Annotated in this window: 7 protein-coding genes and 1 pseudogene; 5 read left to right on the forward strand and 3 right to left on the reverse strand. The window is 72.6% G+C overall.

Annotated elements, in window-relative coordinates; translation table 11 throughout:
- Positions 1-225 precede the first annotated feature (225 nt).
- Positions 226-2,073 (reverse strand): glutamine--fructose-6-phosphate transaminase (isomerizing), encoded by a 1,848-nt coding sequence (glmS, locus tag G011_RS0107430; protein WP_081642936.1) that lies wholly within the window; start codon positions 2,071-2,073, stop codon positions 226-228.
- A gap of 332 nt (positions 2,074-2,405) precedes the next feature.
- Here glmS and coaA point away from each other — a divergent pair, with 332 nt between their 5' ends.
- Complete coding sequence (gene coaA, locus G011_RS0107435) at positions 2,406-3,311, forward strand: type I pantothenate kinase (RefSeq protein WP_019607922.1); 906 nt, start codon at positions 2,406-2,408, stop codon at positions 3,309-3,311.
- Between the two features lie 44 nt (positions 3,312-3,355).
- Here coaA and G011_RS0107440 read toward each other — a convergent pair whose 3' ends face one another.
- The gene (locus G011_RS0107440; RefSeq protein ID WP_019607923.1) at positions 3,356-3,952 is read right to left on the reverse strand and encodes a hypothetical protein; all 597 of its coding nucleotides are present in this window, start codon (positions 3,950-3,952) and stop codon (positions 3,356-3,358) included.
- Between the two features lie 289 nt (positions 3,953-4,241).
- Here G011_RS0107440 and G011_RS0107445 point away from each other — a divergent pair, with 289 nt between their 5' ends.
- Positions 4,242-6,395, forward strand: a complete 2,154-nt coding sequence (locus G011_RS0107445; RefSeq protein WP_019607924.1) for an ATP-binding domain-containing protein — start codon at positions 4,242-4,244, stop codon at positions 6,393-6,395.
- 151 nt (positions 6,396-6,546) lie between these two features.
- Here G011_RS0107445 and G011_RS0107450 read toward each other — a convergent pair whose 3' ends face one another.
- Positions 6,547-7,266: a hypothetical protein gene (locus G011_RS0107450; protein WP_019607925.1), complete on the reverse strand. Its 720-nt coding sequence runs from the start codon at positions 7,264-7,266 to the stop codon at positions 6,547-6,549.
- A gap of 220 nt (positions 7,267-7,486) precedes the next feature.
- Here G011_RS0107450 and G011_RS0107455 point away from each other — a divergent pair, with 220 nt between their 5' ends.
- The 3 genes and pseudogenes from G011_RS0107455 to G011_RS0107470 form a co-directional block, all read left to right on the forward strand.
- Entirely contained in the window at positions 7,487-8,410 is a 924-nt protein-coding gene (locus tag G011_RS0107455) for a universal stress protein (protein WP_026338110.1), read from the forward strand.
- A 443-nt stretch (positions 8,411-8,853) separates the two neighbouring features.
- On the forward strand, positions 8,854-10,662 hold the full coding sequence (locus tag G011_RS0107460) for a phosphoenolpyruvate carboxykinase (GTP) (protein ID WP_019607927.1): 1,809 nt from the start codon (positions 8,854-8,856) through the stop codon (positions 10,660-10,662).
- Positions 10,663-11,163: 501 nt separating this feature from the next.
- A pseudogene (locus G011_RS0107470) lies at positions 11,164-11,773 on the forward strand (hypothetical protein); the annotation flags it as partial.

Consider the following 11,773-nt stretch of genomic DNA (forward strand, 5'->3'; position numbering starts at 1 on the left):
CGGTCGCGCCCCGATCCGGTCCCCCGCCGCACCCGGACCGGCCCCGGACGTCACGCGTCCCCGTGCGTGGGCCGCCCCCGGACCCGGCCCGCCCCGTGCGCGGTCCGCTCCGCACACGGGCCGACCCCGGACACGGGCCGACCCCGGACACGCCGGTCCCCGGTTACGAAGGAGGGCGCGCCCGGCGCCGCGCGCCGGACACGCCCCCTTCCTGCGGTCCCGCTACTACTCGACCGTCACGCTCTTGGCCAGGTTGCGCGGCTGGTCCACGTCGTTGCCCTTGGCCAGGGCCAGCTCGCAGGCGAACACCTGCATGGGGATCGTGGACACCAGCGGCTGGAGCAGGGTCGGCACGGCCGGGATGGGGATGAGCACGTCCGCGTACGGGCGGACCACCTCGTCGCCCTCCTCGGCGATGACGATGGTGCGGGCGCCGCGGGCGCGCACCTCCTGGATGTTGGACACGATCTTGTCGTGCAGCACGCTGCGGCCCTCGGGGGAGGGCACCACCACGACGACCGGCACGCCGTCCTCGATCAGCGCGATCGACCCGTGCTTGAGCTCACCGGCGGCGAACGCCTCGGCGTGCATGTACGCCAGCTCCTTGAGCTTGAGCGCGCCCTCCATCGCCACGGGGTAGCCCACGTGGCGGCCCAGGAACAGCACCGTGTCCGCGTCGGCCAGCGACCGGGCCAGCTCGCGGACCGGCTCGGCCGTCTCCAGGACCCGCTCGATCTGCTCGGGCATGGTGGCCAGCTGGGCGATCACGGTGTTGATCTCGTCGCCGAACTTCAGCCCGCGCACCTGCGCCAGGTACAGGCCGATCAGGTAGCAGGCGGCCAGCTGGGTGAGGAAGGTCTTGGTGGCGGCGACGCCGACCTCGGGGCCCGCGTGCGTGTACAGCACGCCGTCGGACTCGCGCGGGATGGTGGACCCGTTGACGTTGCAGATGGCCAGCACCCGGGCGCGCTGCTCGCGGGCGTAGCGGACCGCCATCAGGGTGTCCATGCTCTCGCCGGACTGGGAGATGGCGATGACCAGGGTCTGCTGGTCCAGGATCGGGTCCCGGTAGCGGAACTCGCTGGCCACCTCGACCTCGCACGGGATGCGGCACCAGTGCTCGATGGCGTACTTGGCGATCAGGCCCGCGTGGTAGGAGGTGCCGCAGGCGATGATGACGATCTTCTCGACCGAGCGCAGGTCCTCGGGGGACAGGCGCATCTCGTCCAGGGTGAGCTGGCCGTCGACCGTCACGCGGCCCAGGAGGGTGTCGGCCACCGCGCGCGGCTGCTCGACGATCTCCTTGAGCATGAAGTAGTCGTAGCCGCCCTTCTCGGCGGCGGAGGCGTCCCAGTCCACGTGGTACTCGCGCACGTCGACGGGGTTGCCGTCGTAGTCGGTCACCGTGATCGAGTCCGCGCGCAGCTCCACGACCTGGTCCTGGCCCAGCTCGACCGCCTCGCGGGTGTGGGCGATGAACGCCGCCACGTCGCTGGCCAGGAAGTTCTCGCCCTCGCCGCGGCCGACGACCAGCGGGGAGTTGCGGCGGGCCGCCACGACCAGGTCGGGGTCGTCCACGGAGACGGCCACGAGGGTGAACGCGCCCTCCAGGCGCTTGCACACCGCGCGCATGGCCGAGGGCAGCTCGCCGGTCCGGGCCAGCTCGGCGTTGAGCAGGTGCGCGGCGACCTCGGTGTCGGTCTCGGAGAGGAACTTGCAGCCCTGCTCCTCCAGCTCCAGGCGCAGCGCGGCGAAGTTCTCGATGATGCCGTTGTGGACGATGGCGACGCGGTTGTCGTTGTCCACGTGGGGGTGGGCGTTGACGTCGTTCGGCGCGCCGTGCGTGGCCCAGCGCGTGTGTCCGATCCCGGCGCCGTCGCCGCTGACGGGCCGCTCCTCCAGCGCCCGGCGCAGGTTCGCGAGCTTGCCCGCGCGCTTCTCGGTGCGCAGAGCGCCGTCGCCCAGCACAGCCACACCCGCGGAGTCATATCCGCGGTACTCCAACCTTGCGAGGCCGTCCACGACGACTTCAAGCGCCGGTTGCGGCCCGACGTAGCCAACGATTCCGCACATGGCCGCCAGCGTAAGCGAAGAAGCCGGTCGAATCGACCAACCAGGCATCCATACCACTGGTCGTTTTCCCAGGTAGCGGTATAGACCATTTGGTGCATGGGGAGTAGACCGCGCAGGTCGGGGGCATGGGGAGGCAACGAGTGGAACCGATTCCACCCCCAGGGAAGGAGAAGCAAAATTTTGGGGGTGCGTGTCGTGAACATGTGGTTTCCGGCACGTTTACGGACCCATGGCGGGACTTGTGGGGACCGGCCGCCCGGCGCGGTCGACCCCCTGCTCTAGGGTGGTCATTCGTGTCTCACACGACGAAGAACGGCTTCTCCACGCCGTACGTGGAGATGGACCGGGAGGCCTGGGCCGCGCTCCGGGCCTCCACACCCCTGTCCCTGACCGAGGCGGACCTCGCCGAACTCCGCGGCACCACCGACCCCACCTCCCTGGAGGACGTGCGGGACGTCTACCTGCCGCTGTCGCGACTGCTCAACCTCTACGTGGGCGCGACCCAGCAGCGGCACGCCGCCGTGCGCGCCTTCCTCGGCGAGTCCGACCGCCCGTCGCCGTTCATCATCGGGGTCGCGGGCAGTGTCGCGGTCGGCAAGTCCACCACCGCGCGCCTCCTGCGCTCCCTGCTCGCCCAGTGGCCCAACCACCCGGACGTGGAACTGGTCAGCACCGACAACTTCCTGCACGCCAACGCGGTGCTGGAGTCGCGCGGCCTGATGCGCCGCAAGGGCTTCCCCGAGAGCTACGACCGCCGCGCCCTGGTGCGCTTCGTCTCGGAGATGAAGGCGGGTGCCGACCGGATCGACATCCCCGTCTACTCCCACCTGAACTACGACATCGTGCCGGACGAGCGCCAGACCGTGCACCGCCCCGACATCCTCATCGTCGAGGGCATCAACGTCCTCCAGGCCCCCTCCGCGGGGCGCCTGGCCGTGGCCGACTTCTTCGACTTCTCCATCTACGTGGACGCCAAGGTCGAGAACATCCGCGGCTGGTACCTCGACCGCTTCCGCGAGCTGCGCCGCATCGCCTTCTCCGACCCGCGCTCCTACTTCCACCACATGGCCACCGCCATCAGTGAGGAGGAGTCGTTGGAGTTCGCCGCCAACACCTGGCGCACCATCAACGAGGTCAACCTGGTGGAGAACATCCGCCCCACCCGGGGGCGGGCCACCCTGGTCCTGTACAAGGGCGACGACCACCGCGTGCGGCGGGTGCGGCTGCGCAAGACCTGACCGGCCCGGCGGCGCCGCGCCGGGCCGCCGCGCGCCCGCCGCGGCTACCCCGCCGTCAGGGCCGAGCCGATCAGTACGCCCGCCACGACGGCCAGGGTCAGGGCGACGGCGAACGCCATTCCGAGCAGGTAGGCGTGCTGCTCGAACCACGTCACGAGACCGGGCCGGAACCGGTCGAGCTCCTTGGGGGTGACAGGCCCCCGCGGGCCGCCGCACGGCAGTCCGAGCGCGCTCACCAGCCGGTCCATGTCCTCGGTCGTGTAGTTGGCGCCGTACACCCGGACGAGCACGCCGCCGTGCGGGTCGAGGACGAACAGGGTGTCGCAGGGGCCCCCGCGCGGCTGGACGACGGTCGCGCGGATCGTCCACACGGCGCGCGACCGCGACCGGCGCCGCTGGAGGAACGCCCCCTTGAGGACGATCTCGTGCGCGGTCAGCACGATCCTGGCGCGGTGGAGGTGCAGGGCCACCACCGCGACCAGCACGGTCCACGCGACGCCCGTGGCCAGGGCCGCTCCCGGGCCGACGCGGAACGCGATGCCGGCGGTCACGAGCACACCGGTCACCACCCCGACACCCAGCCTGGCCCATCCCGCCCGGAGGCCGGGCCGTAGTACGAGGTCGCCCTGAACGCGGTGCATGTGAGTACCGTCCTCTCCCGGTTCCTCGGACGCCCCCGGGCCCGCGTTGGTTCTCGTCCCCTCCGGGCGGTCGCGCACCGGCGGCGGCACGGCCGGGGCCGGGCCCCGGCCGGTTTGGTGAGGGCCCCGGAGCGGGTTAGGCTGGTGGCTCTTTTCGGCGGCGCCCCCTCGACGGGTGCTGTGCGCTCTCACGGATCGGAACGAACCGGGCCCTCGCGGCGACCGGGGCGGGACCCGCGCACGCGCGCTGCCGCGTTCCTGTCCCGCCGATCCCCTCCGAGGTCGCCGCATGTCCACGACCGATTCCCCCGCCGTGCCCGTGAGCCCCGAACTCCGGGCCGAGCGCGACCGCCTCGCCGCCGCGCGCGCCGCCCTGGACCGGATGCGCGCGGAGGTCGAGGGCAGCGAACTCGTCCTGGGCGACGTCGTCAACGACAAGGTCACCAACGCCGCCCTGCGCCGAGGACGAGAGCGCCGCCTCGCGGCCCTGGCCGACGTCCCCGGGGCCCCGCTGTTCTTCGGCCGCCTCGACTTCGAGCCGGGCACCGTCTTCCTGGACGACGACGTGTCCGACGGCGCCGAGCCCGACCGGATCCACATCGGCCGCCGCCACGTCCACGACGCCGAGGGGCGCCCGATGGTCCTGGACTGGCGCGCCCCCATCTGCGTCGCCTACTACCGGGCCTCGCCCGGCGACCGGATGGACGTGCGCCTGCGCCGCCGCTACGGCTTCACCACGATCGACCACGGCCGCGACGCCGACCCCGAGGTGGTGCTCACCGCCTTCGAGGACGAGCCGCTCACCACCGCCCCGACCGGGAGCGGTCAGCGCGCCAGCGCCCTGCTGGACGCGGAGATCGAACGCCCCCGCACCGGACCCATGCGCGACATCGTCGCCACCATCCAGCCCGAGCAGGACGGCCTGGTCCGGGCCCCGCTCGCCACCACCCTGTGCGTGCAGGGCGCTCCCGGCACCGGCAAGACCGCCGTGGGCCTGCACCGCATCGCGTTCCTCCTCTACACCGAGCGCGAACGCCTCTCCCGCTCCGGCGTGGCGATCGTCGGCCCCAACCGCTCCTTCCTCTCCTACATCCGCGACGTCCTGCCCGCCCTCGGCGAGGTGGACGTCCAGCAGACCACCGTCACCGAGATGCTCACCGCCGGGCTGCCCGAGCGGTCCCGCCCCGCCGCCGGGTGGGTGCGCCGCACCGAGGAGCCCCGCGCCGCCCGGATCAAGGGCCAGGCCCGCATGGCCGAGGTGGTCCGCCGCGACCTGTGGTCGCACCTGCGCACGCCCGAGGAGGCGGTCGTGGTCCGCCGCGGATCGCGCCGCTGGCGCCTGTACCCCGAGGACCTGCGCCCCCTCCTGGACGAGCTGGCCGAACGCGGCGTCGCCTACGGCTCCGGGCGCGAACTCCTCTCCCACCGCATCGCCCACGCCGTGCTCTCCCTCATGGAGGCCCGGGGCGAGGTCTGCGACGACCGCACCCACGCGCAGGTGCGCCGCGACCCCGCCGTGAAGTCGGCCGTCACCGCCATGTGGCCCAAGGCCGACCCGCTCAAGCTGGTGCTCGGCCTGCTCACCGACCCCGAACGCCTGGCCCGCGCCGCCGAGGGGCTGCTCAGCGCGCAGGAGCAGGCCGCCGTCCTGCTGCCGGGAAAACCCCGCGGCCCCAAGGCGGCGCTGTGGTCGGAGGAGGACCTGGCCCTGGTGGACGAGGCCGCCGCGCTCATCGAGCGCCCCGCCGGGCTCGGCCACATCGTGGTGGACGAGGCCCAGGACCTGAGCCCCATGCAGTGCCGGGCGATCGGCCGCCGCTGCGTGTCCGGCTCGCTCACGGTGCTCGGCGACATCGCCCAGGGCACCAGCCCCTCGGCGGCCGTCAACTGGTCCACGCTCCTGGAACACCTGGGCAAGCCCACCGGCCACCTGAGCGTCCTGGACCGCGGCTACCGCGTCCCCGCCCAGATCATCGACTTCGCCGCCCGCCTGCTGCCCGCGATCGCGCCCGGGCTGGGCGCGCCCGTGGCCGTGCGCCGCGCGCCCGGGGCGCTGCGGATCACCCCCGCCGAGGGCGGCCTGGCCGCGTCGGTCGCCGACGCCTGCCGCACCGCGCTCAGGGGGGAGGGCTCGGTCGGCCTCATCGCCGCCGACGCCGACCTGCCCGCCCTGCGCGAGGCCGTCGAGGCCGAGGGGATGGCCGCGCCGCTGTTGGGGGAGGCGGGCGCCGGGCCGGACGCGGGCCGCCTGGTCGCGGTCCCCGCGAGCCTGGCCAAGGGCCTGGAGTTCGACGCCGTGGTGGTCGCCGAGCCCGCCGCCATCGCCGAGGCCGAGGAGCGCGGCGTCAACCGGCTCTACGTGGTGCTCACCCGCGCGGTGAGCACCCTGCACGTGGTGCACGCGCGCCCCCTGCCGGAGGCCCTGCGCGACACCGGGGCGTGACGACGGGCGGGAGCGCGCCGGGAGTCCGGCCCCTCCGGACCGGGGGGCCGGTGCGCGTGCCCGGGGGTGTGCGTGCCCGGGGCGTGTGCGGACCCCGGGCAGCCGCCGGTTTCGCGGCGCCCGGCGCGGGCGCCGCTCCCGCCCTGGTCCCTCAGTGCTCGACGCGGGCGCGCCGGGGCGTCCAGGACCGCTTCCACAGGCTGGGCAGCAGACCCGCGGCGAGCAGCCACAGGGCCACCGCCACCAGGTGGATCCGTTGCAGGGCGCTGAACACGACCCCCGGGTCGCCGTCGCCCCCGCCCGCGTAGACCCGTACCGCCGCGACCAGGACGGCGACGGCGGTGACCAGCTGGAGCGCGGCCACGACGGCCACCAGCGGCCACTTGCCGTCGCCCATCCTGCGCCGGTCCACGGCCAGCACGATCGCGCCCGCCAGCGCGGCCAGGAGGGCCACCGCCGCGACGACGGCCTGGGCCGCCGTGGCCCCCTCCAGCCCCTCCGCCAGCGACTCCGTCGCGCACGGGACGTCCGTGGACACCGTGCAGGGCCCGGGGAAGAACGTGGCGGCCAGCGACGCCGTGCCGAACACGAGCATGCACCACCACGACACCGCCAGCAGGTGGCCCGTCCTCTCCCTCGCGCCCAGCCCGAGACCGATCCCGGCGGCGATCATCACCAGGATCGCCGCGATGCGGTGCGCGCTCTCCAGGAACCTGGCGAAGTCCGAGCTCTGGACGGCCAGGGCTCCTTGGGCCGCGCTGCTGTCGGGCAGCATGACCTCCACGACCCACAGGCTGTACACGAGCGCGGCCACCACGGCCGCGACCCTCCCGTCCCTGTAGTCCCAGTGCATCTGCGCGGAGTGCGACATCGTGCCCCCTGCCTTCCACGAGTTCCCACGCCCCCGCTGAGCAGTCCTCCGAAGGGCGCGTGGTCGAACCCACCCCTGTGTCGCCATCCCCTACCCGGGGTGCCCTGTCTCACCCAACTCGCGTCGACACCGTTATCCACGGGTGTGTGTTCACACGGCATCATCAGGGGACACCGGCGGAATACGCGGGGCAGGGACGGCCGACGAGAAGGGCGCACGCATGGACGGCGCATCCACGACGCGATGGGTGATCGTGGGGGTCGACGGCACGGAATCCAGCCGCCACGCGCTGGAGTGGTCGGCGCACCAGGCGATGCTGCGCGGCCTCGGGGTCCGGATCGTCGCGGCCGCCGGGCCGCTGGCCTCGGTAGGCGTGTTCGCGGGACACGGGCACGCCGAGCCCGACGTCGCCCCGGACGTGTTCCCCGACGAGGCCGACGCCCAGGGGGCCGAGTCCCTGCTGGAGTACGCCGGGGACTGGGTGGCGCGGCTCTTCCCCGAGCTGCGGGTGGAGAAGCGCCTGTCCTACGACCGGCCGGTGGAGGCCCTGCTCGCCGAGGCCTCCGCGGAGGGCGCCGTCGCCGTGGTGGTCGGCTCGCGCGGGCTGAGCGGAATCGTGGCCGCGTTCGTCGGCTCCGTGGGCATCGAACTGGCCGCCCGCGCGCCCGTTCCGGTGATCGTGCTGCCCCGGGAGCACGCCTCCGCGCACGGTGTGCGGGGCCGGGTGATCGTGGGCATCGACGGGTCCGAGCCCAGCAGGCGCGCGGTGGACTTCGCCTTCGCGCAGGCCGACTTCGCCGACACCGAACTGGTCGCGGTGAGCGCCTGGCAGCCGCTGGTGGCCTTCGCCGCCGCGACCGGGCCCATCCCGCCCGAGCTGTTCGACGACGCGACCGCCGCCGAGGCCGCCCGGCAGGCCCTGGAGGAGGAGCTGGCCGGGCCCCGCGCGCGCCACGCCGGTGTCCCGGTGCGCACCCGGGTCGTGCGCGCCCACCCCGTGATCGCCCTGCTGGAGGAGGCCACCCCCGCCGACCTCATCGTGGTCGGCTCGCGCGGACGCGGTGGCTTTCGCGGGCTGCTGCTCGGATCGGTCAGCCACTCCGTCCTGCACGGCGCCAGGGGGCCCGTCGCCATCCTGCGCTGATCCGGACCGGCTCGTCCCGGGCTGATCCGGGCCGTCGCCGTTCTGCCGCTGATCCGGACCGGCCCCGCTTCCACCGCTCCCACCTGCGAAGACACACCTCCGTGCCAGGGGTGCGGCAGCACAGGTCTAGTGCCCGTCCGGAGCCCGCGACCGGACCTCAGACATGCGGTGTGACGAACAGCACGGTGTGTCGGTCGTGGCACCCGGTTCCCCTTCTGACAGGGGAACCCGCTCCCAACAGCACCGGAACGGCCTCCGGCCGGTCCCGGTTCGTGCGCGTACGTACCCGGTGGTAGACCACGCGGACCCCCTGCTGTGCAGGGGAATCCGTTCTTCCGGCACAACTTCTATAGACCATTGGCCTAAACCAATTGGTCACTGCGGGGGATCGTCGTTCATGATGCGAGAGATCTCGACCTTGAGAAGGAGCCGCTGTGACTGCCGTGGATACCGACGTGGACGCGCCGACCAAACACGAGGAGCTCGTCTCCTGGGTGCGGGAGGTCGCCGAGCTCACGCAGCCGGACGAGATCGTGTGGTGCGACGGTTCCGAGGAGGAGTGGACCCGCCTGACCGACCAGCTGGTCGAGCAGGGCACCTTCGTCCGCCTCAACCCGGACAAGCGCCCCAACAGCTTCTACTGCAAGTCCGACCCGAGCGACGTCGCCCGGGTCGAGGACCGCACCTTCATCTGCTCCGAGCGCGAGAGCGACGCGGGCCCCACCAACAACTGGATCGCCCCCGACGAGATGCGCGCCACCTTCGGCGAGGTCTTCCGGGGCGCCATGCGCGGGCGCACCATGTACGTCGTTCCCTTCTGCATGGGACCGCTGGGCGGCGACATCTCCCAGCTCGGTGTCGAGATCACCGACTCCCCGTACGTCGTGGTGTCCATGCGCATCATGGCCCGCATGGGCAGCGCCGCCCTGCGCCTGATCGAGGAGCGCGGCGAGTTCGTCAAGGCGGTCCACTCCGTGGGCGCCCCGCTGGAGCCCGGCCAGCAGGACGTCGTCTGGCCCTGCAACTCCACCAAGTACATCTCGCACTTCCCCGAGACCCGGGAGATCTGGTCCTACGGCTCGGGTTACGGCGGCAACGCCCTGCTCGGCAAGAAGTGCTACGCGCTGCGCATCGCCTCGGTGATGGCCCGCGACGAGGGCTGGCTCGCCGAGCACATGCTCATCCTCAAGGTCACCCCGCCCAAGGGCCGGTCGCACTACGTCGCCGCCGCCTTCCCGAGCGCCTGCGGCAAGACCAACCTGGCCATGCTCCAGCCGACCATCCCCGGCTGGAAGGTCGAGACGGTGGGCGACGACATCGCCTGGATGCGCTTCGACGAGCAGGGCCGACTGCGCGCCATCAACCCCGAGGCCGGGTTCTTCGGCGTAGCGCCCGGCACCGGCGAGAAGACCAACGCCAACGCCGTGGAGACCCTCTGGGGCAACAGCATCTTCACCAACGTCGCCCTGACCGAGGACGGCGACGTGTGGTGGGAGGGCCTCACCGAGGAGCCGCCCGCGGGCCTCACCGACTGGAAGGGCCGTCCCTGGACGCCGGAGTCGGGCGAGCCCGCCGCCCACCCGAACTCGCGCTTCACCACCCCGGCCGGGCAGGCGCCGACCATCGCCGACGAGTGGGAGGACCCGGCGGGCGTGCCGATCTCTGCCATCCTGTTCGGCGGTCGCCGCGCCACCGCCGTGCCGCTGGTCACCGAGTCCTTCAGCTGGCAGCACGGCGTCTACCTGGGCGCCAACGTCTCCTCGGAGAAGACCGCCGCCGCCGAGGGCTCGGTGGGCGAGCTGCGCCGCGACCCCTTCGCCATGCTGCCGTTCTGCGGCTACAACATGGGCGACTACTTCGCCCACTGGGTGAAGCTGGGCCAGGCGGCCGACCAGGCCGAGCTGCCCCGGATCTTCTACGTCAACTGGTTCAAGAAGGACGCCGAGGGCCGCATCGTCTGGCCCGGGTTCGGTGAGAACAGCCGCGTCATCAAGTGGATCGTCGAGCGGCTGGAGGGCGAGGCCGAGGCGGTCGAGACCCCGATCGGCCGCCTGCCCGTGGCCGGCGGCATCGACACCGAGGGACTGGACGTCTCCGACGAGGACATGGCCTTCGTGCTCGACGTCGACCGCGAGGTGTGGAAGCAGGAGGCCGCGCTGGTACCGGAGTTCTTCAAGACCTTCGGCGACCACCTGCCCGGCGAGCTGTGGGACGAGTACCACGCCCTGCTGGACCGCCTGGAGAGCCGGTAACGACCACGACGGGGGCCTGACGGCCCCCTGACCCGGGGTCCCCTTCCGCGCACGGGGCCCGTGGGGGAGGGGCGCGGGCACGACGGTGCCCGCGCCCCTCCCTTGTGCGGTGGGTCGTGCGGTCACCATGTGCCGCGCGGCATCGGCGGTGCCGGGGGACGCGATCGTTGCCCTAGGGCAATTGTTGTCATCGGGGCCGGTTCCGGCCACCGAGGCCAGGGGGTCCCGGGGACGCCGTCCGGCGCACGCAACGCTCCGTTTCCGCGGGCGTTCGCCCTCATCTGCGCGAACGCGGTCACTCTCCGTCGCACCCGTGGTCAAACTTCCCGAAGGTCCCTCTCACCCAGGGTCACGTTCTTCACCCTGGGCTCATGGTGCTCTCGCGTCGGGGTTCCGTAACGTACCGGGTGCCTGAGCCACCCGGAGACGGACCCTCAGACCAGGGTCGTCATGTCCGGGTGTTCCCCGTGCACATCCCCACCCCTGGGAGCGATCCCCCTCGTGAGAAAGCACATCCCCTGGTCCCTGACGGCCGCGACGGCCGCCTCCACCCTCCTTTTGGGGCTGCTGTCCGCGCCCCCGGCCCTGGCCGACACCGGTCCCCACTCACCCGCCGACCGCACCGTCCCGGTCCCCGACACCTGGGAGCCGGGCGAGGCCAACACCGAACCCGTGGGCGGAGAACCCCCCGACGAACCCTGGGCTCCGCCCGGGGCCGAGAGCGTCCCCGAGGCCCAGAACCGTTCGGAAGAACCCGAAACCCGGGTCGGCACCTGTGCGGACGGCGTCAACCGCGGTATCCAGTCCTGGTACCCGCTGGAACGCCACCAGATCAGCGACCGCATGGAACTGGCGGTCAACACCCAGGACGGCAACCTCGTCCTGCGCCACCGGGACCTGACCGTGGCCGGAACGGGGCTGGACCTGTCGGTGTCCAGCTTCTACAACTCCGCGCCCTCCTACGACGGCTGGACCCTCTCCCACGGCCAGGACGTGGGACTGAGCATCTTCAGCAACAGCATCATCTTCCAGGGCCCCTCCGGCTACTGCGAACGCTTCGACATCGCCGAGGACGGCTCCTTCACACCGCCCCCGGGGCTCAACGCCGAAC

This window comes from Nocardiopsis sp. CNS-639 (genome assembly GCF_000381685.1).
In the GTDB taxonomy this organism is placed as follows: Bacteria; Actinomycetota; Actinomycetes; order Streptosporangiales; family Streptosporangiaceae; genus Nocardiopsis; species Nocardiopsis dassonvillei.